Source organism: Lacinutrix sp. Hel_I_90 (assembly GCF_000934685.1).
In the GTDB taxonomy this organism is placed as follows: Bacteria; Bacteroidota; Bacteroidia; order Flavobacteriales; family Flavobacteriaceae; genus Lacinutrix.
In genome coordinates, this window is the sequence record NZ_JYNQ01000001.1 from 2,498,086 (window position 1) to 2,521,970 (window position 23,885).

Below are 23,885 nucleotides of genomic sequence, written 5' to 3' on the forward strand. Positions count from 1 at the left end.
GTATGAATCGTTATACGCTAATCGTTTGTTTTGCTCTAGTTTTACTGAATTGTAAAGGACAACAAACACAAACAACACCTGATGCCAACCCAATTGAAGTTAATACTAAAATTGAGAATTACCTTTTTGATACTGAAGCACTTTTAAAAGATGTTAAAGAATTATCATCTGATGCGTATGAAGGCAGAAGAACGGGAACTAAGGGTGCTGAAAAGGCGAGAATCTATATTATTGAGCGTTTCTTACAGTTAGGAGTTACCCCTTTAGGATCCGGTTATGAACAAGCATTCAAATTCGGGAATTATGACGCTGAAAATATTTTAGGAATTGTACCAGGGACAGAACATACCAATAAATACATAGTATTATCGGCGCATTACGATCATGAAGGGATAAAAAACGGCGACATTTATAATGGCGCAGATGACGATGCGTCTGGGATAAGTGCATTATTTGCCTTTGCAACATATTTTAAAACTAATCCTCCAAAACACAATGTGATTTTAGCCGCTTTCGATGCAGAGGAATTAGGTTTAAAAGGGGCATACCATTTTGTTGAAAATTCAATGATACCAAAAGAAAATATCGCCCTTAATTTAAATATGGATATGATAAGCCGAAGTGATAAAAAGGAATTATTTGCTGTTGGCTCACGGTACTATCCACAATTAAAACCAGCGATTGAAGGCTTTCAAAATTTAGGACAAGTAAAGCTTGTAATTGGTCATGAAGGCTTAGACAGTGGTGATAACTGGACCAACTCGAGTGACCATGCCGCATTTCATAAAGCTAAAATTCCATTTCTCTATTTGGGTGTTGCAGATCATGAGGACTATCATAAACCAACTGATGATTTTGAACGCATCCATAACCAATTTTATATAGATGCCGTGCAAACCATCATTCGCTTGTTTGAAACTTATGATGCAATGAAACTTTAAGTAATTATTTTATGACGAATTCAAGTGCTTTTTACAAGTTAAATATAGAAAAATATAAAGCAGAGGTTTCTAAACGATACAAACAGCTGTCAGGCTTAAGTACTGCACGGTTATTGGTTTTTTTGGCGACAATTACAGGGCTCTATTTTACTTTTAATAATTGGCAAATAGCAGTTGGTATTGGCTTAGCTGGACTTATTTCATTCTTATTCCTTCTGAATAAATACACTAATTTAAAAGCGAAATACAATCTTACAAGGGCATTAGTGGTGATTAATGAGGAAGAACTAAAAATTGCTTCAGGAGACTTTCATCATAAAAATCAAGGGCTAGCGTTTCAGGATCCCAACCATAATTTTGCGTTGGATATCGACTTATTTGGTCGTGGCTCCTTTTTTCAGTTTATAGATAGAACGGGTATTAATGAAGGCACTCAAGATTTAGCCAAGTCTTTATTGGCAAACAATATAAAAGACATCGTAAAACGTCAGGAAGCGATTAAAGAATTAGCTTCAAAATCAGATTGGAGACAAGATTATCAAGCAAAAGCTAGTTTAATTAAAGTGGAGACCAAGGTGATCACTATTATAACATGGTTACAATCTCATAAATCGTTTTTACCAAAAATAATGAAAGGGATACCATTAGGCTTTTCGTTAGCGTCTTTGATAATACTCATTTTAGGTTTTACAGGAATAGTTCCGGCACTATACGTGGGTTTTTGGTTAATGCTTGGCCTTTTTGTAACTGGGCGTTATTTAAAAAAAATAAACAATTTAGCGTCGCATACCGATAACATTCGAGATACCTTTAGGCAATATGCGCAGTTGTTAGAAGTCATAGAGAATGAACCCTTTACTTCAGGAATACTTCAGCAAAAACAACAACAAATTCAGCTTAAAGACAAGAAAGCGTCGGCTATTTTAAAAGAACTCTCTAAAGCGATGGATGCTTTGGATAATAGGAGTAATCTTATTTCTGCTATTTTTGGAAACGGCTATTTTTTAACCGACCTGCGAAACAGTTTTGCCATAGAACAATGGATAGAAACGTACAAAGACAAAGTGGAAGACTGGTTTGAAGTGGTTTCCTTTTTTGATGCTTATAATAGTTTGGGCAATTATGCCTTTAACCACGAGCAGTATATTTATCCGGAGATTGTAGCAGAAAAAGGCAATACAAGTGTAACACAATTAGGCCATCCTTTGCTAAAAAAAGAGAAGCGTATTGATAATGATTTTGAGATAGAAAACCAACAGTTTTTTATTATCACAGGTGCAAATATGGCTGGAAAGAGCACGTTTTTGCGTACCGTTTCTTTACATATGGTCATGGCGAACATGGGGTTGCCGGTTTGTGCGCATTCAAGTGTTTACAGCCCGATAAAATTAATAACCAGCATGCGAACGTCCGATTCTTTAACTGATGACAGTTCGTACTTTTTTAGTGAGTTAACACGGTTAAAATACATTGTTGATGCTATTAAGGAGGATAATTACTTTATTATTCTAGATGAAATTCTAAAAGGCACCAATAGTACCGATAAAGCGATTGGGTCGAGGAAATTCGTAGAGAAACTCGTAGCTAGTCATGCCACAGGCATTATTGCTACACACGATTTAAGTTTATGTGAAATAGAAAAAGAATTAGACGAAGTTGAGAATTATTATTTTGATGCTCAGATAATTGATGATGAACTTTATTTCGATTATACCTTTAAAAAGGGCATTTGCCAGAATATGAATGCGAGTTTCTTATTGAAGAAAATGGAGATCGTCTAAATGCTTGCGAAGGCTGAAATATCGTAAATTAAAAATTCTAGCAGCTTATTAAAAAATTCGGCTTGCTTTTTTGCTAAGAAAGGGAAGTAGATGGTTGTGCCTCTTTTAAAGCGTGATAAATAGCAATACAATACCATTTTACAGAAATTCAACGCACATTACAAATTCAAATCCAGGAATTTCGTTTCCAGTAATCGTTTCAAAAATCAAGCATGTTACTAAAAGAGATATTAGTATTAAACGTGGGAATGGCAAACTTAAAAGCGAGCCTTGAATGCGCTTCTATTGTGAAAGTAAAAAAAACCTCACAGGTTTTTAAAACTAGTGAGGTCTGGAAAATTATAAATGGTAAAGGTTACTGAATAATGTTACTACTTACTCTTTTTAGGGTGCACTAAGGTCATCTCCTCAATCAATCGTGTGGCGCCAGCAAACTTATCGACAATAAATAAAATGTAACGCGCATCGACCATGATATTTCTGCAAATCTCAGGATCGTAATTCATGTCGCTCATGGTGCCTTCCCAAACGCGATCAAAATTTAAACCAACAAGATTGCCATTTGCATCAATAGCTGGACTTCCAGAGTTGCCACCAGTGGTGTGATTGGTTCCTAAAAAGCACAATGGCATTTTACCTTTTGAGTCGGCATAGGGTCCGTAATCTTTAGTTTCATATAAATCCAATAGCTTTTGTGGCACATCAAATTCGTAATCACCAGGCACATATTTTTCTATGACACCTTGTAAGTGGCTAACAGGTTCATAATACACCGCATCTCTAGGAGAGTAACCGCGCACCTGACCATAGGTTACCCGGAGTGTGCCATTGGCGTCTGGAAAGTAGCGTGCCTCAGGTAAGGCTTCCATTAGTGCCGTCATGTATTTTGTTTGCAAAGCAGTAATCGCTTCGTTTTTTTGTTGAAATTCCGGATCAATTTTAGTAGTATAGGCTTCTATAATTGGCTTTGCATACGCATAAGCCGCATCTTTATTTAATTTTTTAAGGACTTCTTTTGGTTTGCCATCTAAAAGGGCTAATGCAGATTTTAAATCTGTAAATGCTGTTTTTTCAAAGATTGAAGCAGTTACGTTATTTGGAGCATAAAGCGGCATCACATTATTGTAAACACCTTTATCTACTGCTACATCATAATTTTTATGAATACCTTTTAGTCGTCCAATGAGGTCTGCTTTTGCCTTTTCAAAATTATCGGGATTTGCCATTATTGCTTGCTCCAGTTGGAAGGCTCTATACGTCATTTGCATGAGTTCATTAGTGACCATAAAGACTTCAATAAAGTTTCGACGTTTAATATTTATTGCAGCAAAATCATTATACAAACGGTCAAATTCAGGTAGAATAGCCCCGTATTTAGCGACTAAATTTTTCTCAATTAATGCATTAGTAAAGGCGGTTTCAAATTTACGGCGTTCCGCAATAGCACCACTTTTTTTAATGCCTAAATTTTCACCTATCCATTTTTTCCATGCGTTGGCGATTCGTGCTTGTTTAGACGCATATTTAATTCTTACGGCATCACTAGACTTCATGGCAGCATCTATTACCTTTAAAGCTGCTTCACGAATCGCAATATTACTGGGATTAAAATCTTCAGTTATATGCGCTATCGCAACCGCTGGTAAATATTCGTTTGTTCTGCCAGGGAAGCCAAAAACGAGAGTAAAATCGCCTTCTTCAACACCATCTAAAGAGATGGGTAAAAAATGTTTTGGCTTATAAGGTTTATTATCTTTACTATATTTCGCAGGACGATTATTGGCATCTGCATAAATACGGAACATTGAGAAATCTCCAGTGTGTCTTGGGAACACCCAGTTGTCTGTATCGCTTCCAAATTTACCTATACTGGTAGGCGGTGCACCAACTAAACGGATGTCTTCAAAGCGTTCGGTTACAAACAAAAAATATTGATTGCCCTTGTAAAACGACTTCACTTTCGTGTTTTGCCATGCTTCCCTGGTTGTAGCAGCCTCAACCGCATTACTATTCTTAGAGATTATGGATTGTTTTTCATTTTCGGGCATCGCATCCTCTACACCTTTTAGAACTTGAAAAGTAACATCCTCAATGCGTACTATAAATTCTATAAATAAGCCTTCATTTGGTAATTCATCTTCCAGATTCATTGCCCAAAAGCCATCTTTTAAATAATCGTTTTCTAATGAAGAATGTGATTGAATTTGAGAAAATCCACAGTGATGATTCGTTAAAATTAAGCCTTGATCACTAATGACTTCACTGGTGCAACCCCCGTTAAAATGACCTATAGCATCTTTTAAACTGGAAGTATTGATATCATAAATATCTTTAGCGGTGAGTTTGCTACCAAGGGTAGCCATCTCATCTTCGTTCATGCCTTCTAAGAGAGAAGGAATCCACATGCCGCCTTGTTGGGCAGAAAGGTTAAAGGTAATAAAAAGGAGTAGGAATTTTAAGAGTTTCATAACTGTTGTTTTATTTAGGACAATATCAAATATAAAACATTGCCTTTTTTAATTAATACGATTTTAAGAATAGTTCTAAACTTTAACACAAGTCCTATTTAAAATAAAAAAGGACCAAAATAAATTCATGATATTGTATCTTTAGTTATTCTGAAAAAATAAAATGCAGCACCAATCAAAACTACCAACTATAGGCACGACTATTTTCTCTGTCATGAGTACATTGGCAAATAAGCACAATGCGATTAATCTATCTCAAGGCTTTCCAGATTTTAATAGTGACCAAAAATTAAAGGATTTAGTCACTAAAGCAATGGGTTCTGGTTATAACCAATATGCACCAATGCCAGGAAATATGGAATTGCGTGAAGCGATTGCCGACAAAATACACTTACTTTATAATGCTATTTATACTCCTGAAACCGAGATTACAATAACTGCAGGGGCAACGCAGGCTATTTATACCATAATTTCTACTTTTATAAGACAAAATGATGAGGTTATTATTTTTAGACCAGCCTATGATTGTTATGAACCAGCAGTTGAAGTTAACGGTGGAAAAACAATAGGAATACAACTAGAAGCACCCCATTATAAAATAGACTGGAATAACGTTAATAAACATTTTTCTGCGAAAACAAAATTGATTATTATCAATACACCGCAAAACCCTAGTGGAAGTGTTTTGTTAGAAGATGATATGTTGGCACTTCAAAAGCTAACAAAAAACACCAATTGCATCGTGTTAAGTGATGAAGTGTATGAACACATTATTTTTGATGGTTTACAACATCAAAGTATTTGTAAGTTTCCAGATTTAAAATCTAGGAGTTTTATAACGGCTTCCTTTGGTAAAACATTTCATAACACGGGTTGGAAAGTGGGGTATTGTTGTGCGCCAAAAGTACTCATGGATGAATTTAGAAAAGTTCACCAATTTAATGTGTTTAGTGTCAATAATCCCATGCAGAAGGCATTTGCAGACTATTTAAAAGAACCTGATCATTATCTGGAATTGTCGCAATTCTATCAACAAAAAAGAGATCTGTTTTTGAACTTAATAGCGCCTTCTCGGTTTAAAAGTATTCCAGCAAAAGGGACTTATTTTCAGGTGTTAGATTTTTCTGAAATTACTCAAGAGAATGATGTTGCTTTTGCTAAGGAATTAACCATAGAGAAAGGTTTGGCCGCTATCCCTTTATCGGTTTTTAATGAAAATAATAAAGATTATAAAGTGCTGCGTTTTTGTTTTGCTAAAACAGAAGACACATTAAAAAAGGCAGCCCAAATTTTAAATCATATTTAATTAGTATCTTCAATTAAAGAATTAAACAGACTATGAAACATTCAAATTTGCTATTTATAATCTTTTTAGTGTTTATTGTTGCATCTTGTGGCTCAACAGAGAAAGTAATTACGGACGCTGGTGCCGTTTATGAGGTAAGAGGGAATCACTTTTACTCGAATGGAGAGGAGGTTACAGAAACATTGACAGATGATGAAAAAGACACTATTATGTCTCAGCTGGATGAACGCCTAGACGCAGAAAAAGAAGCATTAAAGCAGAAAAAAGCTTTGGAGGAGGTAGTGAAAGAGGCCGAAAAAACAAAAGAAGAAGCCATAGAAAAGCAAGAAGCGATTGAAAGGGCATTAGAAAGAAAAGAAAAGGCGAGACAAACTTTTTTTAAAGCTAAAGAGAAGTTACAAAGCGCAAAAGAAGCGTATGAGCGCGCATATAAAAAAGGAAAACTTTCGCCTAATGATGAAGAAGAATGGGCGAAAAAAATTGAATCATTAGAGGAAGATTTAGAATCTGCTCAGAGGGAGTTAAACAAACAATAACATAATTTATAAGTTTATGAAATCACTACACTATGGTTTAGTGCTATTTATTTTTGCAATAAATTTCACTTTTGCCCAAGACGTTACCTATAATAATGAAGTCTATACTGTTAAAGGAAAAACAGTTTATAAAGACGGTAAAGACCAATCTAAACTACTAACCGTCTCTGCTCAAGAAGAAATTAGAACCCGTTTTGAGCGTATTGAAAAGCAAGAGAGAGTACTGGAGAAGGCAGAAAAACATATGAAAGAGGCCGAAAAGCAACAGAAAAAGGCAGAAAAACAACAGAAAGAGGCAGAAAAACAACAAAAAAAAGCTGAAAAGCAACAGAAAGAGGCTGAAAAAGAGCTTAAAAAGAAAGAAAAGGCGATTAAGCAAAAAGAAAAGGCCGAGAAAAAACTTGAAAGCGCAGAATCTAAATTAAGGTCAGAAAAAAAGAAATTCGACAAATTAGAACGTAAAGGAAAAATAGCGCCTGAAGATTATGAGAAATGGCAGAAAAAGTTTGAAAGCCTAAGAAGTAATATTGCTAAAGCCAAAAAACGATTAAAGTAATTTTAAATGAGTGACGTATTAAATATAGCAATTATACAATCTAATTTAGTTTGGGAAAACCCGGTTGAAAACCGTACTAATTTTACTGAAAAAATGAACGCTATCACGAAGCAGGTAGACTTAATCATTCTACCAGAAATGTTTACTACTGGTTTTACCATGAATGCAGAGACTGTTGCAGAAACAATGGAAGGGGAAACAATAAGATGGATGAAGCGTATGGCTAAGGAAAAGAACTGCGCGGTAACAGGAAGTCTTATCATTGAAGAAAACAATAGCTATTATAACCGTCTTGCTTTTGTTCACCCAAACGAAACGATAGCTATTTATAACAAGCGCCACACCTTTACATTGGCCGGTGAAAACAAGGTTTACGAAGCGGGAAAAGAGAAAGTTATTGTCGCATATAAAGGATGGAAAATTTGTCCGCAAGTATGTTACGACCTTCGTTTTCCAGTATTCTCAAGAAACACAGAAAATTATGATCTGTTGCTTTATGTTGCCAATTGGCCAAAACCTAGAATTGCAGCTTGGGATGCTTTGCTTAAAGCCCGCGCTATAGAAAATATGAGTTACTGTATTGGTGTTAACCGTGTAGGTTTAGATGCAAAAAAACATGAGTATCCTGGGCATTCTGCTGCTTATGATGTGTTAGGAGAAAAACTAACGCATTTAGAAGCTAATACGGAAGGCATCGAAGTCATTGAACTCTCTAAAACGCATATTGAAAAAAACAGAAAACATCTTGGTTTTTTAAATGATAAGGATGCTTTTAATCTAACAATGTAAACTCAGTGATAGCGTCGAAACCAGCGATGGCTTCCACCTGTTTTGGACTATAGCTTACGCGTTCAGGTTGAGTCCCCTTTAAATAGTCTCCTGTGTCGTATTTGCCGTTTTTGTTTTCGTCATAAATAACCCGTAAATAGTACATGCCTGAATCTAAATCCTCAAAGTCTACGGGCTTGGGTGCTTCAAGATATTGTTCTGCAACGACTTCGTATTTGTTATTGGTTAATTGAACAATTACAGGATATTTGGCATTGTCTAAAATAACTCTTGAAGTATAATAGCTATATTTAGTTTGTGTTCTTACTGAATTTCTTAGCGTATCATTAGTGTTTTGAAACAAATCTGTGATGGCCCCTGGCAATAATTCAATGTTATATTTATTGTCTTCCTCTTTTTTAAATTTTATTTTGAAGTCGTTCTTAAGCGAATCATAAGCTGTTGTGAAATCGACAAGGAGTGAATCTTTGCTGCGAATACTTATTTTGTTTACATCAAATGTTTCAAAAGGAATATTTCCAGAAATGGTATAATCTTGATTGAACTTTATTATGCTTCTCGGACTTGGTTTTAAAATTAACGAGTCACGTACATTATCTCTAATTTTTACAGTAAAAGTGTCGATGACTTGCTTTTTTAAATTTGAAACTTTAAAGATTAGTGAGTCTACTTCCAACTTTGGACTGTAAAAATAAAGGAGAGTGTCTTTTTCTTCCTGCTTGTAGTAGCGTGACCTAAAGGTGTCAGGGACTTTAGACAGCAATTCAATAGTCATATTGTTATAATCGCCTTCAAAACCAAAAGCAAGGTTTTCACCACTAATCAAACTGGGTTTTACGGCTCTGTAATTGACTTCTTCTTTAAATAATCTCAGCTCAAAACCAGTAGAATCCTGAGGTAGTGTAATTGGTTTTTCGTAAAAAGCAATCTTCTCTGTCTTTTGCTGAAACGTATTGTTCCCATTCTTATCTTTTAAAGCACGAAGCATATAGGTCCCCGCTTTTACATTTTCAATTTTAAAGTTTGTTGTACTGTCTAAAGTATTGGTGATGTAGTCTGGTGTTTCCTTATAAATTAAGGAATCGGAATAGGTAGAATCGACTTCATATAAAGCAACGGATACAAAATCATCCGTTTCAAACTTTAGAGCATCTTTAATGCTTCCTTTTACAGATAGGGAATCGATATAACTACCCGTAGAGAACACATATCTGTAAAACTTAAATGGATTTTCTTCATTATTATCCACAATACTATTCCCAAAATTAAAAGCATATGTAGTATTAGGCTTTAACGTATCAAAAATTTTAATGGTTATATATTTACTTGCAGAACCTAAAGGTGTAATTTCAGGCTGTGTTTTCATGGGAGGTGAAATAACCAGCTGTTTACTTAAGTTTTTTGTTTTTATATATTCATCAAAGTAAATACGTATTTCTTTTCCTGCAAAATTAGTGCTGTAATTTTCAGGAACTGATTTTACAATTTTTGGTGGTAAAATATCTTTTTCTCCGCCATTTGGAGTGCCACGATTAGCACAACTACCAATTATAATTGCGATTACTAAAAAGAAAAGAAAGTTATAAAGCCTATTTTGCATGCCTAATTTTAATGTGTGACAAAGTAACAACATATTTGTAAAGAAACATAAATCGGCTCGTTATATACAACAGGTTTATAAAGAATTTAACTTTTATAAAAGGAGAATTAGGCAATTGCCATAGTTGCTATACTAATAGTTACGTGATCTGCTCTGTTGAGCACTTGAATACAGGCTTCGATTGTGGCACCTGTGGTGATGATATCATCGACCAAGAGAATGTGTTTATTTTCTATTTTTTCTTTGTTTATTAATGAGAATAATTCATCGTTGTTACTCCATCGTGCAAATCGTTTTTTATTAACTTGAGAGGTCGTATTTGTGATTTTAATAAGTACGGACTCATCGTAATCCGTATTTAGAGCTTTTGCAATTTGTTGTCCAAATTTGGTCACTTGGTTATAACCACGACGTCTCAACTTGTTTTTATGCAATGGTACTGGTATCACTAAATCGATGCTTTTATAGGCTTCTATTGTCTTTAATTCTTCGCCAAGCCAATTGCCTAAAAAAAGCCCAACATCTTGCTGTTCTCTATATTTTAACTCATGTATTAGTTGCTGCACGCTTCCTTTTTTTTCAAACCTAAGTAGTGCTGTGCCATTTATAATTTTAGCCCGTCCGTAAAATAGTTTACTCACTGAATCATCATTGTTCTTGTGAAAGTTCGTTACAGGTAAATGGTGTCTGCATGTTGTGCAAACGTATTGCTCATTATCAGTTAATTGTAACTTGCAAGCGTAACAAACCTGGGGAAAAAATAGATTAATAATAGTATTTAGCATTTGGTCGGTAAAATTATATGGTTTGTCAGATGATTTAATCATTTTATCGAAAAGTACTCTAAAATTACTGATTTTTAGATGTTTAGTTTTAGTTTTACGGTGTAAATGTAATTTCTTATCGCTATGATTGTTAACCCTCCCATCAACAGTCTAAGGCTAATATTAGTGCCGTTAACCACGCTACTATTAGCACTTGGATATTACTCGTATGAGAGCTATAGAGCTCTTGAAAATTATCAAGAATATATTATTCATGAAAATGAATTAATTGAACAGGAATTAGGAGACATGATACTGTCTTATCACGACCTAGAAATCGAAAATGTTTCTATTTTAAATCAGTTGGAATTAACCAAGGCTAAGATTTTTAATATTTTGGATTCCATCCAAAATAGAAAGCCAGATATAGATTTGGTAACAAGTTATAAAAACCAACTTTCGATATTAAAAGAGGAAAACAAGCGTATTCTGAACCTGGTAAAAGCGTTAGACAGAGAGAATGATTTTCTTAAAAAAGAGGTTAATTCCGTTGGCTCAGAATTAGAATATTATAAATCTAATGAAGAGAAACATCAGACTACAGTTTCTAAATACAAATATGCAGTCGCTAAGTACAAACGAAATAACTCAGCCTTAAAAAAAGACAATAAAGGCATAACTGAACGGCTTGATAAGGCAGCAAAAATATTGCCAATTACCATGTCAATTTCGGCTGTAAAGCGTTTAAAACCTAATACGATAATAGTAAACACAACAAGTGCCAGACGCACAAAAAAATTGAATCTTTGTTTTACACTTCCAAAAAATCACCTAACAAAAAAAGGTAAACAAACCTATTATTTGCAGGTTATAGATCCCAATAGTAATGTAGTGGGTGATTTAGGAGCGATTTCAATTGGCGACTCTAATTTGATCAGGAGTAAAACGGTTAGTGTAGACTATGCTAATGAAAAGATTGAACATTGTGAGTTTATAGAATATTCAAATAAAGATAAATTTATCCCAGGCCTTTATTATGTAGGTCTTTACAATACCGAAGGGCTTGTGTTAAATACAACCTTGACTTTAAAATAGCCGCTTAATTTATTAATTGGAAAGGGTGTTTTAAAGTTGTTATAAAGCATTGTTTTGTTTTTTTATGAGTTTTTAAGGGATTATCAGGGCTTTGTCAATTATTTTATCAGTTCATCGACTTTTATAACTTATGATTATCTATTTGCATAAATTTGGTTTTTTAAAAAATTAAAATGATAGTTAACCCTCAATTATTTAACTACAGATTAATTATTGGTTCATTGGTGATAGCAATTTTAATTCTTAGTTCTTTTAGCTATTCGAGTTACAGTAAATTGGAAGAGAATCAGGTATTTATTGAACAAGAAAAAGGTCTTGTTGAAAATGAATTGTCTGAAATGATTTCCAGCTATGATGACGTAAAAATTGGAAATATAGCAATGCGTCTTCAGCTGAAAAAAACAAAATCTAAACTCACAAGTATCTTAGATTCTGTTAAACATTTAAAGCCCAATGCATCCTTAATTTCAAAGTATAAATCGCAGATTAGATTGCTTAAACAAGAGAATGCACAGGTATTAGCCATGGTTAATATTCTTGAGGAGGAAAATGTGGCACTCAAAAAAGAAAGCGAACGTTTTGAAAATGTAATTTCCAGAAAAGAAGCGGTTTCACAATCCCTTAAAACAGAGAATAAAACACTTTCTAAACGTAATTCAGACCTGAATTTTGATTTAGAAAAAGCCAAAAAGTTAATCGTTACTAATGTCGTTGCTGAAGGTGTAAAACGTGTTACATCTAGGCGTATCGTAGCTACTAAATTTGCTAGAAAAGCGAATAAGTTTCAGGTGTGTTTTAAAGTTATAAATAATAAGTTTATAGAGGCAGGAGAAAAAGAATTATACATTCAGGTTTTAGATTCTAAAATGAATGTTATTGCAGATAAAGGTACCGTTCACTTTGGAAAAAAATCCCTTGTTTATTCTGAAAAGAAAACGATTTTTTATAATAATGAAGATATTGAGGTGTGTTCAATGATTGAAAAACGACTTGAGAGTGAGTTGGAGAAGGGATTATACTTTGTCACTGTTATTCATAATGGCGAAACATTAGGGAAAACAAGTATTGATTTAAAATAAGGAAACGTTTTCGTGGCTTAATAAATTATTCTAATATTACAGTACTAATTTATGATTGTTATACTGCCAATCAAACAAATGTTTATGGCTCCTAGTCATTTATTATTATATTATAACTTCTGTTTGGAAAAAACAGAATCCAATTTGAATTAATTATGATGGTTATCCCACAAATCCGTAGTTTGAGACCAGCCGTAATTGTTGCTGTGTTTTTCTTTTTGATTTTGACCATTTTAACGCTTTTGAAATACTTTAAAGTTAAAGATGATAATATCCGTTTTGAGCAGGAAAAAAATCTGGTTTTAAACGAGCTTTCCGAAATGATTGAGAGCTATAATTCTGTTGAGGTACTAAACGACACGTTAAGACTTCAGCTAGAGCAATCAAAAGAGAAGATGGTTATAGTCAGGGATTCTGTGAGAACAGTAAAACTAAACCAAGCGTTAATTGCTAAATTCAGAGATCAAATAAAAATTCTTAAAGTTGAAAACAAAAAGATTCTTTCTTTTATTGACGGCCTTGAGTCAGAAAACCAATCGCTTAAAAATGAAAGGCGAGCGTTTGAGAAAACACTTAAAGCAAGAGATTCCCTTACAGAATTAATTGAATCGAAATACACTCACCTTTTAGATGAAAATGATAAATTATCCGAGTATAGAAAGCTTTTTGTAAGTAATCTGAGTGCAGAGGCTGCAAAGCGTGTCACATCTAGAAATAGAGTAGTAGATACTAGATATGCTAGGAGAACCAATAAATTTCACATTACATTTACTATCGTAAAAAATGAATTTTTAATAAAAGGACCAAAAACGTTTTATTTTCAAATCATGGATTCTAATAGGCACATTATCTCAGATCAAGGTACAGTTAACTTTGGCAATACATCGCTTAATTATTCTGGTAAAATCACAGTAAATTATAGAGGAGATGAATTAACAGTATCTGCTATAATTGATAAAAATAACGAAGAAGAATTGAGCAAGGGCGATTATTATATCTCCATCTTTCACAAGGGGAGTTTGATTTCTAAAACATCAATGACCTTAAAATAAAATAACTGATAATATTTTTACTAAACCGCTCCAATTAATTGAAGCGGTTTTATATTTTTGTAGCTATGGCAAATCAAGACGATAAATTTAAAAAGGTAATCTCACATGCAAAAGAATATGGTTATGTATTCCAGAGTAGTGAAATATATGACGGACTAAGCGCCGTCTATGATTACGCACAAAACGGAGTAGAGTTAAAAAAGAACATTCGTGACTATTGGTGGAAAGCCATGGTGCAAATGCATGATAATATTGTTGGTTTAGATGCTTCAATTTTTATGCATCCAACCACATGGAAAGCTTCAGGGCACGTTGACGCCTTTAACGATCCGTTAATTGATAATAAAGATTCTAAAAAACGCTATAGAGCAGATGTTTTAATTGAAGATTACTGCGCTAAAATTGAAGCAAAAATTGATAAAGAAGTAGCCAAGGCGGCAAAACGTTTTGGGGAAGCCTTTAATAAACAGGAGTTTCTTTCTACCAATCCACGTGTTATTGGTTACCAGGAAAAAATTGATAGTATCCTAAAACGTATGGGACAATCTCTTGAGAAAGAAGATTTAGCAGATGTAAAAGGGCTCATTGAAGAATTGGAGATTGGCTGCCCCGTAAGTGGAAGTAAGAACTGGACAGATGTTAAACAATTTAATTTAATGTTTGGCACTAAATTAGGAGCCAGTGCAGAAAGCGCTATGGATCTCTATTTACGACCAGAAACAGCACAAGGAATTTTTGTGAATTTCTTAAACGTGCAAAAATCGGGACGAATGAAAATTCCATTTGGTATTGCGCAAACAGGAAAAGCGTTTAGAAATGAAATTGTGGCAAGACAGTTTATTTTTAGAATGCGTGAGTTTGAGCAAATGGAAATGCAATTTTTTATTAAACCAGGAACCCAACAAAAATGGTTTGAGCATTGGAAAGAAACCAGAATGAAATGGCATTTGTCATTAGGACTTGGTGAAGATAATTACCGTTTCCATGATCATGAAAAATTAGCACATTATGCAGATGCAGCGACAGATATAGAGTTTAAATTCCCGTTCGGATTTAAAGAGTTGGAAGGGATTCACTCACGTACAGATTTTGATTTGAGTCAGCATGAAAAACACTCAGGTAAAAAGCTTCAATACTTCGATCATGAAGAAAACAAGAGCTACACGCCGTATGTTTTAGAGACTTCAATAGGTCTAGATCGTATGTTTTTAGCCGTCTTTTCGAATGCTTTAGAAGATGAAACGCTAGAGGATGGAAGTGTTAGAACCGTTTTAAAATTGCCGGCAGTTTTAGCCCCTTTTAAAGCCGCGGTACTTCCACTAGTTAAAAAAGATGGTTTACCAGAAATCGCACAACAAATTGTTGATGACTTAAAATGGGATTTCAATGTCGCTTATGATGAGAAAGATGCTGTAGGAAGACGTTACAGGCGTCAAGATGCGAACGGAACACCATTTTGTATTACTGTAGATCATGATACGTTAGAAGATAATACAGTAACCATTAGATATAGAGACTCTATGGAACAAAAACGGGTTAAAATAGATGCCCTTAGAGCGATTATTAAAGAAGCGGTTGATGTGAGAACTTGGTTAATGAAGATGTAATAAATTCCTGTGAAAACAGAAATTTCATAAATAGAAAACCCAAACAAAACTGTTTGGGTTTTTTTATAGCCAATATTTTGAGGCTATTAACGTTTATAAAGGTAAGATAAAACGCCTAATATCATGTTTGTTAAATACCTGCTGTCTTTCCTGTTCTTATTTTCCTTAGGGGCTCAATCACAAATTGGTTCTGTAATTGGGCATAAAAACAATGCAATAATACAACAAAGTAAAACCAGAAAAGATCGTGTTACGCATAACCTGGTCTTAGAAAAATTGGCATACAGCATTACTAAAGGCAAGGAAAGTCAAGTGGAAAAAGCACAGGCAATTTATCTTTGGATTACCAAAAACATTAGCTATGATCATGAGTTGAGAGTTAATAAAAAACTTCAAAAAGAATTTTATACTTCAAGAGAGAACGTCATTCAAAAAGTACTGCAACGCCAGAAAGCACTTTGTGGTGGGTTTGCCTTTTTATTTGAGCAGTTATGTGAGCAGGCTGGTATAGAAGCAAAAACAATTCATGGGTTTACTAAACTAGCAATGGCCTATGATAAACCTAATCATTCTTGGAGCGCTGTTAGGCTGGATGGTAAATGGCACCTTTTAGATATTACGTGGTCTGTTAGCAATGGTAATCCTGGGAATCCTGATGCGTATTGGTATTTAACACCCCCTAATACCTTTATAAAAAGTCACTATCCAGAAGATATTAATTGGACATTGCTTAATAAGCCTCCGTCCTTATTAGATTTTATAAACTGAAAATAAAAAACGCCTCTCTAAAAAGAAAGGCGTTTTTAAACTTGTTTAGGACTGAAAATTCCTAAGCCTCGAAAGGCTCAATAGAAACATAAGACTTATCGTCTCTTTTCTTTGTGAATTTTACAAGACCATCAACTCTAGCGTGTAAAGTATGATCTTTTCCTTGGTATACATTTTCACCTGGGTGGTGTGTATTACCTCTTTGTCTTATGATAATGTTCCCCGCGATAGCTGCTTGACCACCAAATATCTTAACACCTAAGCGTTTTGATTCTGATTCTCTACCGTTTTTAGAACTACCAACTCCTTTTTTGTGAGCCATTGTCTTAAGGTTTTATTTTGTTAATACTCGATTTATTGTTTCTTAAGCAATTCTTTTGCTTGCTTTACCCATTCTTCAGATTCTATCTTCTCACGAGTAATACCATCGATAGCCGAAAGCTCATCACGGTCTGCTGCTTTTAACTTACTAATTTGCTCGTAAGTGTAAATGCCAACTGCGTTAAGTCTCTTTTCATACGCTGGACCAATACCGTTGATTTTTTTTAAATCTTGGGCATCAGCTTTTAAAGCTGTTCCGATACTGTGAAGTACCTTGTCGATGTTAATTTCAAGATCTTTGTCTTCTGCACGGTGTTCAGCACGAGTTACAAGATTTTCGCTAACTTCAACGTCTTTCTTTGCCTTAGTAGTAGCTTTTGCTTCTGCTTTTGGTTCAGCTTTTTTAGTTGTCTCAACCTTTGCTTTAGTAGCGGTTGATTCTTTTTTCGGAGCGGCTTTTTCAGCTTTCTTTTCAGATTTTTTTGCTCCTGAAGCTACAATGCTTTCAATTACGATTTCAGAAAGGGCTTGTCTGTGACCGTTTTTCACACGGTAACCTTTTCTTCTTTTCTTTTTGAAAACAATAACTTTATCACCTTGAAGGTGCTTTAAGACTTTTGCACTTACTAGTGCTCCGCCTATAGCTGGGGCGCCTAAAGTAATATTGTCACCATCTGCAATTAAAAGAACGTTATCGAAATCTACTTTCTTACCTTCTTCTGTTGCTAAACGATTAACAAAAACTTTTTGGTCTTTTTCAACTTTAAATTGATGCCCTGCTATCTCTACAATTGCGTACATAGCGTAACGTTTTTATTAATTAATTTGTACTAAATAATCACTTCCATACTTGAAAGCGGATGCAAATATACTTCTAATTAATTAATCTACAAACGTTTTATATAGTATTACGCGTTTTTTTGAGTAATGTGATTAATAATTCTAACATAAAAAAGAATCGTTAAGAGACTTCCTTTAAATTCGTGTCTCGGTCTGATTTTTCTTTGGTTTTTGGGATGTTGCCACTATTCTTAAAATATTGCATCCCAGTTAAGGTCAATACGACTGTAGTTGAAAACCCCATAATAGCGACAACAAAAACGACTAATCCAATGCCAACTTCATAATCTCTTTCAAATACGGTGAGTAATTCTAAAAGGAAATCTTTATTTATTTCTGTAGCATAGAGTAAAAAAAATAGTGTGAATATAATAGTCGCTATAAATCCAGAGACTATACCTACAGTAAACCCACTAGAATAAGAAAAATCCTTTCCTTTTTCTAACTTATGATAACGAATGGTTTCAAAAATACCAAAACCTGTAATAAGTCCATTCCCTAAACTAAAAAGGGGATTAGTATGTAAATTAAAGAGTGCGAGAAATAAAAAGAAAGCAATTAGGGATGCACTCATTACTAAGCCAAAGCGTATTGGGAGTGTAAAGTTTTTCATATTTAAGTTGTTTTTATAATTTCTGACAGACATAAAGTTCGTGAAAAAATGCTACAGAAATTATAAATCAATGTTAATTTTTAACATTTCAGTAACGCAAAACGGTTATTCGATTATTATTTTTGTTAAAATTCTGTAACATTTTAAAGGAGTTATAGACCTATAGGACATTAACAAAAAAACCATCGCAAAAATGAAAAAAAGTTTATTCTCGTTAACGGCTTTGCTTTTAGCTGGATTTGCAGCTAATGCACAAGAAGTTAAATTTGAAGAGTATGATTTAAGTAACGGTATGCACGTTATTTTACATCAAGACAACACTGCTCCAGTAGTAACAACATCTGTAATGTACCATGTAGGTGCTAAAGATGAAAACCCAGAACGTACAGGTATGGCTCACTTTTTTGAGCACCTTTTGTTCGAAGGAACCGAAAACATAGAACGTGGCGAGTGGTTTAATATCGTGACATCTAATGGGGGAAGTAACAATGCTAACACCACAGACGACAGAACTTATTATTATGAAGTTTTCCCTTCTAACAGTCTAGAACTGGGATTGTGGATGGAATCTGAGCGTTTAATGCACCCTATTATTAACCAAATTGGTGTAGATACACAAAATGAAGTCGTAAAAGAAGAAAAACGTTTGCGTGTTGATAATGCGCCTTATGGAAAGTTTATCGAAAATGTTAAACTCAACATCTTTAAAAAGCACCCTTATAAAGGAACCACTATTGGTAAAATGGCGCATTTAGATGCTGCTTCCTTAGAAGAGTTTCAAGCCTTTAATAAAAAATTCTATGTACCTAACAATGCTGTTTTAGTGGTTGCAGGTGATATAGACATCGCTTCAACTAAAAAAATGATTGAAGACTATTTTGGACCTATTCCAAGAGGAGAAGATATTGTTAGAGATTTTCCTAAAGAAGACCCTATTACAGAGACTATAAGAGCAAAGGCTTATGATGCTAACATTCAGGTTCCCGCTATCATGGCAGCCTATAGAACACCTGCAATGACTGAAAGAGATGCCTATGTTCTAGACATGTTATCGAGCTATTTAAGCTCTGGTAAAACGTCTAAATTATACAAGAAACTTGTTGATGATAAAAAAATGGCATTACAAGTGGGTGCAATTAATCAAAGCCAAGAAGATTATGGTACTTATATTTTATACGGGTTACCATTAGGTGATGTTTCTTTAGAGAGTTTACTTAAAGAAATGGATGAAGAATTGGTTAAAGTACAAACAGAATTAATGACTGAAAGAGATTACCAAAAGCTTCAAAATAAATTTGAAAATAATTTTGTTAATTCAAATTCAAGTATTGCTGGTATAGCAAATTCTTTAGCAAGTTACTACATGTTGTATAAAGATGTGAATTTAATTAACAATGAAATTGATATTTACAGATCTATTACAAGACAGGAAATTCAAGACGTTGCTAAAAAATACTTAAATCCTAATCAACGTTTAGTATTAGAGTATTTGCCAGAAGTTAAAGCGGAAGAATAATAAAAGCGAATGCCCCTTTAATTATATAAGCCTACAATTAAAGCAATCGTTTATAATTTAAAAAATAAAACAAGACAGATGACCCTTTCATAATACGAAGCTTAATTAGAAAAAGGCCTTTTTAAATGAAAGCAACATGTGACAACTTTTAAAAAATAACAAATACAAATGAAAACAAAAATAACAGCATTTATAGCACTGTTTTTATTATCAATTTCAGTTACTGCTCAAATTGATAGATCTGTGCAACCAAAACCAGGACCAGCACCAACCATTACCTTGGAAGTTCCTGGAGAATTTGAACTCAAAAACGGACTTAAAGTTCTTGTAGTCGTAAACCATAAATTACCGAGAGTATCATACTCTTTAGTTATTGACAACCAACCAAAAGTTGAAGGAGAAATAGCTGGAGTTACTGGTATTCTGGGCGCAATGTTAGGGAACGGAACAACAAGTATTCCTAAAGATGAATTTAATGAAGAAATTGATTTTCTAGGAGCAAGTTTAAATTTTGGTTCAAGTAGTGCTTACGGGAGTTCATTAACTAAATATTCTGATCGTATTTTAGAATTAATGGCAGATGCAGCAATGAATCCATTGTTGACCGAAGAAGAATTTCAAAAAGAAAAAGAAAAAGCTATTGAAGGTTTAAAATCGAGCGAAAAAAGTGTAGATGCAGTTGCATCTCGTGTTGGTGGTGCTTTATCTTTTGGTAAAAAACATCCTTATGGCGAGTTTATTACAGAAGAAACTTTAAATGCAATTACTTTAGATAATGTACGTGCTTTCTACCAAGAAAATTTCAATCCAAACAATGCCTATTTAGTGGTTGTTGGAGATGTAGACTTTCTAACAGTAGAAAAGCAAGTAAAAAAGTACTTCAAAAAATGGGAAAAGGGTATCGATGTTTCCAAAACGATTCCAGAGCCTTATCAAAATGTAAGTACAACAGAAATCGATTTTATCGATATGCCAAATGCCGTACAATCTAATATTTCGGTTACAACTAATGTGAAATTAAAAATGGGTGATCCAGATTATCATGCGGTTTTAATTGCAAACAAAATTTTAGGCGGAGGCTTTGGTTCTTACCTAAACATGAATTTACGTGAAGAGCACGGGTATACTTATGGTGCACGTTCAAGTGTTGGGGTAGATCGTTATGGCGCTTCTCGTTTTGACGCATCTACTGCTGTAAGAAATGCAGTAACAGATAGTGCAGTAGTTGAGTCTTTAAAAGAAATTAAAAGAATTAAAGCAGAAAAGGTTTCTGCTGAAGATCTAAGCAACGCTAAAGCAAAATACGTAGGTGATTTTGTATTGGCTTTAGAGCGTCCACAAACGATTGCTAACTACGCCTTAAATATTAAGTTAAACAACTTACCAAAAGATTTCTACAAGACGTATTTAACAAAAATCAATGCTGTAACGGTAGAAGATGTTGAGCGTGTAGCTAACAAATACTTTACAGAGCAAAATGCCAGAATTATTGTTGTTGGTAAAGGAAGTGAAGTGGTCTCTAATTTAGAGAAAACGGGTATTCCGGTTAAGTATTTTGATAAATATGCAACTCCTGTAGAGAAGCCTGTATTTTCTAAACCAATTCCTGAAGGCGTTACAGCACAAACTGTAATGAATGATTATATCAAAGCAGTTGGAGGTATGGCAGCCCTAGAGAATGTAACTACTTTGGTTCAAGAAATGAGTGCTTCTTTTCAAGGCCAAAACATGGTTATGACTGTTAAACAGAAAAGTCCTAATTTAATGTTAAATGATGTTAACATCGTAGGTATGGGAACTGTGTTTAAGCAAGCTTTTGATGGTGAGAACGGCTATATGGCGCAAATGGGAAATAAACAGCCTATGCCAGCTGAAATGCTTTCTGAAATGAAAGCTAAAAAAGGATTGTTTGCTGAGTTAAACCTAAGTACTGATGCTTCTAAAAAAGTAAGCTTAGCTTCAATAGAGACTGTAGATGGTAAAGACGCTTATGTGATTACGATAGAGGATGAGGCTGGCGAAACGTCTAAGAATTATTATGATGTAGCATCAGGCTTGAAAATAAAAAGTGTTGCTACTGTAAAAGGCCCAGGAGGTCAGGATCTTGTTCAAGAAACAACTTATGGTGATTACCAAGAGGTTGACGGGATTAAGTTTCCATATACTATGGTAGTACCTATGGCTGGACAAAGTATCGAGCTTAAAACAGTGGCTGTAAAAGTCAATGAGCCTTTAACGAAGAGTGATTTTGAATAATTAAAAGTAGGATATAATTAAAAATCCGAAGTCGAGAGATTTCGGATTTTTTTATGCTTAAAAACTAAGGAGGTCTTTTTAAATCATTAGTTATACTTAGTCTTTTCCTGTAATCTCGAAATTGGCTGTTTCTTCTTATTCGCCAACCAAACACCAATAAGAATAATTAGTGTTGCAAAACCTTGAATCAAAGTGAATTTTTCACCATCCAACACGCCCCAGCTAAGCGCAACAATGGGCATTATATAAGTCACTGAAGAGGCAAAAACAGGTGTAGATAGTTGTACTAATTTATTAAAAAGGACTTTGGCCATAGCTGTGCCGAATAATGATAAAACAATAACGTACAAAATAGAAGTGCGAAATAACGAAGCGCTAAAATTTTCAGGAGAAAAGAAATCTGTAAAAAAGAGTATGGCAAGCGCAGGAATGATTATTGGCACATAATTACCAACAGCAATAGTTAATGGTTTTACGTCTTGTAGATACCGTTTAATGATGTTTACATTCGCAGCATACATTACTGTTGAGACAATCACAAAGCCAGCAAACAGATAATTCTGATTCGGATTCAATTCGGCACCTTTTAAAATTAGAATCGAAGTCCCAATAAAGCCAATAATAACCCCCAAAATCTGACGTTTTGTTGAGGTAATTTTAAAAACGGCTAGTCCCATTAATACCGTATTTAATGGGACTAAAGAATTTAAAACCGAAACAACGGCACTATCAATTTCTGTCTCTGCTATAGCAAATAAAAAAGCCGGAATAAAAGAACCTAGGAATCCAGAAATGATAATCCACTTCCAATCCTTTTTTTTAATTGTTTTAATACGGTTAAAACCAACCGAAAATAAAAATAAACCAGTAAAAAAAGTTCTTAAAGCACCTAATTGATAGGGTGTTAATCCTAATAATCCTTTTTTAATAAGAATAAAACTGGTGCCCCAAATGACTGATAATATAAGTAAGTAAACCCATTTGGTATTGTTATTTGGCATATCACATCATTTAGCGGTGCAAAAATCGATTTTTTAAGAGAATAAACCGCTATTATTGTTAGATTTGTAATCTATAATTCAATAATTAAAATTGATTAAAATGAAGAACATAAAAAAGGTATTATTAGTTGCAGTAATCGCAATGACTGCTTTTAGTTGTAAAAACGAAGCACAACCAGAGATAATGACAGTGGAGACTGCCGTTGAAGAAACAGAATCAATAGTAGACGCGAATGCTACTTATGCAAAAGCAGAGTTTAAAATTGAAGGGATGACCTGCGCGATGGGTTGTGCAAAAACCATTGAGAATAAAATGGCTAAAATGGAAGGTGTAAAATCTGCAAAAGTAGATTTTGAACGTGAGTTAGCTATGGTAGAATACGACGAAGCTAAAGTAACACCAGCAAGTTTAGAAGGCACGGTAACAAGTGTTGCAGATACTTACAAAGTAAAAGACATGAAAACAGTGGCTGAATTTTCTACAGTAAAATCTTGCACGATGGCCTGTTGCGAAGGAAAAACCGATGCTGAAAAAGCAGCCTGTAAAATGGAGTGCTGTAAAGAAAAAACAGAAGGAGAAAAAATGGCTTGTGCTAAAGATTGTAAAAAAGCATGTTGTGCGAAGGAAGTAAAGGCATAATAGTTATAGAATATAATTTATAAAAAGGTTTCGTATAACGAAACCTTTTTTTTTGGACTAAAGCGAGCCAGTCATTATCACGCGCTATTTTAAATAGCTAAGGCTTATTGTTTTACTTAAAAACAAACGCTTTAAAACTAGAATTTACATTTAAAACAATACCAAATCTTTTTTTTTTAATACTTTTGTATAGTAAACTTTAGGGGTGTTCTAAGTAAGTGTATTTAGAACTGAGAAAAACCCTTTGAACCTGATGCGGTTAGTACCGTCGAAGGGAAAAGTTGAATGATTTATTGTAATATAAATCTACAAATTTTCATTTGGATAGTCTTTTCCTAAAGCACTTTCTTCCTTTC

The 23,885-nt window shown here is 34.1% G+C and carries 21 protein-coding genes and 1 riboswitch; of the genes, 14 read left to right on the plus strand and 7 right to left on the minus strand.

Going from position 1 to position 23,885, the window contains the following annotated elements; translation table 11 throughout:
- Positions 1 to 2: 2 nt before the first annotated feature.
- Positions 3 to 941: a M28 family peptidase gene (locus tag GQ46_RS10995; RefSeq protein ID WP_052503465.1), complete on the plus strand. Its 939-nt coding sequence runs from the start codon at positions 3 to 5 to the stop codon at positions 939 to 941.
- Positions 942 to 952: 11 nt separating this feature from the next.
- A complete protein-coding gene (locus GQ46_RS11000) occupies positions 953 to 2,722 on the plus strand; it encodes a DNA mismatch repair protein MutS (RefSeq protein ID WP_044401756.1) in 1,770 nt (589 codons plus the stop codon).
- Positions 2,723 to 3,093: 371 nt separating this feature from the next.
- Here GQ46_RS11000 and GQ46_RS11005 read toward each other — a convergent pair whose 3' ends face one another.
- Complete coding sequence (locus GQ46_RS11005; RefSeq protein WP_044401759.1) at positions 3,094 to 5,190, minus strand: S46 family peptidase; 2,097 nt, start codon at positions 5,188 to 5,190, stop codon at positions 3,094 to 3,096.
- A 163-nt stretch (positions 5,191 to 5,353) separates the two neighbouring features.
- Between GQ46_RS11005 and GQ46_RS11010 the strand changes: the two genes are divergently transcribed.
- Genes GQ46_RS11010 through GQ46_RS11025 form a run of 4 tightly spaced genes read left to right on the plus strand, consistent with a single transcriptional unit; the run spans position 5,354 to position 8,377 of the window.
- The gene (locus GQ46_RS11010; RefSeq protein ID WP_044401763.1) at positions 5,354 to 6,496 is read left to right on the plus strand and encodes a methionine aminotransferase; all 1,143 of its coding nucleotides are present in this window, start codon (positions 5,354 to 5,356) and stop codon (positions 6,494 to 6,496) included.
- Between the two features lie 32 nt (positions 6,497 to 6,528).
- Positions 6,529 to 7,032, plus strand: coding sequence for a hypothetical protein (locus GQ46_RS11015; protein ID WP_044401766.1), 504 nt, complete (start codon positions 6,529 to 6,531; stop codon positions 7,030 to 7,032).
- A 16-nt stretch (positions 7,033 to 7,048) separates the two neighbouring features.
- On the plus strand, positions 7,049 to 7,588 hold the full coding sequence (locus tag GQ46_RS17180; RefSeq protein ID WP_052503466.1) for a hypothetical protein: 540 nt from the start codon (positions 7,049 to 7,051) through the stop codon (positions 7,586 to 7,588).
- 6 nt (positions 7,589 to 7,594) lie between these two features.
- The gene (locus GQ46_RS11025; protein WP_044401769.1) at positions 7,595 to 8,377 is read left to right on the plus strand and encodes an amidohydrolase; all 783 of its coding nucleotides are present in this window, start codon (positions 7,595 to 7,597) and stop codon (positions 8,375 to 8,377) included.
- On the opposite strand, the gene GQ46_RS11030 is transcribed toward GQ46_RS11025, so the two are convergent.
- Positions 8,361 to 9,977 carry an Ig-like domain-containing protein gene (locus GQ46_RS11030; protein WP_044404964.1) on the minus strand — a complete coding sequence of 539 codons (1,617 nt, stop codon included), beginning with the start codon at positions 9,975 to 9,977 and terminating at the stop codon, positions 8,361 to 8,363. The genes GQ46_RS11025 and GQ46_RS11030 overlap by 17 nt on opposite strands.
- Positions 9,978 to 10,084: 107 nt before the next feature.
- Positions 10,085 to 10,618, minus strand: a complete 534-nt coding sequence (locus tag GQ46_RS11035; protein WP_369793439.1) for a ComF family protein — start codon at positions 10,616 to 10,618, stop codon at positions 10,085 to 10,087.
- Between the two features lie 267 nt (positions 10,619 to 10,885).
- Between GQ46_RS11035 and GQ46_RS11040 the strand changes: the two genes are divergently transcribed.
- The 5 genes from GQ46_RS11040 to GQ46_RS11060 all read left to right on the plus strand — a co-directional run bounded on the left by GQ46_RS11040 (position 10,886) and on the right by GQ46_RS11060 (position 16,342).
- Positions 10,886 to 11,836, plus strand: a complete 951-nt coding sequence (locus tag GQ46_RS11040) for a hypothetical protein (protein ID WP_044401772.1) — start codon at positions 10,886 to 10,888, stop codon at positions 11,834 to 11,836.
- Positions 11,837 to 12,009: 173 nt separating this feature from the next.
- Positions 12,010 to 12,915 carry a hypothetical protein gene (locus tag GQ46_RS11045; protein WP_044401774.1) on the plus strand — a complete coding sequence of 302 codons (906 nt, stop codon included), beginning with the start codon at positions 12,010 to 12,012 and terminating at the stop codon, positions 12,913 to 12,915.
- 155 nt (positions 12,916 to 13,070) lie between these two features.
- Positions 13,071 to 13,967 carry a hypothetical protein gene (locus GQ46_RS11050; RefSeq protein ID WP_044401777.1) on the plus strand — a complete coding sequence of 299 codons (897 nt, stop codon included), beginning with the start codon at positions 13,071 to 13,073 and terminating at the stop codon, positions 13,965 to 13,967.
- Positions 13,968 to 14,032: 65 nt separating this feature from the next.
- Positions 14,033 to 15,574: a glycine--tRNA ligase gene (locus GQ46_RS11055; protein ID WP_044401780.1), complete on the plus strand. Its 1,542-nt coding sequence runs from the start codon at positions 14,033 to 14,035 to the stop codon at positions 15,572 to 15,574.
- 123 nt (positions 15,575 to 15,697) lie between these two features.
- On the plus strand, positions 15,698 to 16,342 hold the full coding sequence (locus GQ46_RS11060; RefSeq protein ID WP_044401783.1) for a transglutaminase domain-containing protein: 645 nt from the start codon (positions 15,698 to 15,700) through the stop codon (positions 16,340 to 16,342).
- A gap of 61 nt (positions 16,343 to 16,403) precedes the next feature.
- Here GQ46_RS11060 and rpmA read toward each other — a convergent pair whose 3' ends face one another.
- From rpmA to GQ46_RS11075, 3 genes are all read right to left on the minus strand, one after another.
- Positions 16,404 to 16,664 (minus strand): 50S ribosomal protein L27, encoded by a 261-nt coding sequence (gene rpmA, locus GQ46_RS11065; protein ID WP_044401786.1) that lies wholly within the window; start codon positions 16,662 to 16,664, stop codon positions 16,404 to 16,406.
- A gap of 32 nt (positions 16,665 to 16,696) precedes the next feature.
- Positions 16,697 to 17,464, minus strand: coding sequence for a 50S ribosomal protein L21 (gene rplU, locus GQ46_RS11070; protein WP_044401790.1), 768 nt, complete (start codon positions 17,462 to 17,464; stop codon positions 16,697 to 16,699).
- 160 nt (positions 17,465 to 17,624) lie between these two features.
- On the minus strand, positions 17,625 to 18,116 hold the full coding sequence (locus GQ46_RS11075; protein ID WP_044404970.1) for a DUF4199 domain-containing protein: 492 nt from the start codon (positions 18,114 to 18,116) through the stop codon (positions 17,625 to 17,627).
- Positions 18,117 to 18,309: 193 nt separating this feature from the next.
- Here GQ46_RS11075 and GQ46_RS11080 point away from each other — a divergent pair, with 193 nt between their 5' ends.
- Together GQ46_RS11080 and GQ46_RS11085 are read left to right on the plus strand one after the other, a co-directional pair.
- The gene (locus tag GQ46_RS11080; RefSeq protein WP_044401793.1) at positions 18,310 to 19,632 is read left to right on the plus strand and encodes a pitrilysin family protein; all 1,323 of its coding nucleotides are present in this window, start codon (positions 18,310 to 18,312) and stop codon (positions 19,630 to 19,632) included.
- 168 nt (positions 19,633 to 19,800) lie between these two features.
- Complete coding sequence (locus GQ46_RS11085; RefSeq protein WP_044401796.1) at positions 19,801 to 21,888, plus strand: pitrilysin family protein; 2,088 nt, start codon at positions 19,801 to 19,803, stop codon at positions 21,886 to 21,888.
- A gap of 86 nt (positions 21,889 to 21,974) precedes the next feature.
- Here the strand turns inward: GQ46_RS11085 and GQ46_RS11090 are convergent, their stop codons facing one another.
- Positions 21,975 to 22,889, minus strand: a complete 915-nt coding sequence (locus tag GQ46_RS11090) for a DMT family transporter (RefSeq protein ID WP_044401799.1) — start codon at positions 22,887 to 22,889, stop codon at positions 21,975 to 21,977.
- A gap of 100 nt (positions 22,890 to 22,989) precedes the next feature.
- Between GQ46_RS11090 and GQ46_RS11095 the strand changes: the two genes are divergently transcribed.
- On the plus strand, positions 22,990 to 23,529 hold the full coding sequence (locus GQ46_RS11095; protein WP_044401802.1) for a cation transporter: 540 nt from the start codon (positions 22,990 to 22,992) through the stop codon (positions 23,527 to 23,529).
- Positions 23,530 to 23,720: 191 nt separating this feature from the next.
- Positions 23,721 to 23,823, plus strand: a riboswitch (TPP riboswitch).
- Positions 23,824 to 23,885: the final 62 nt, after the last annotated feature.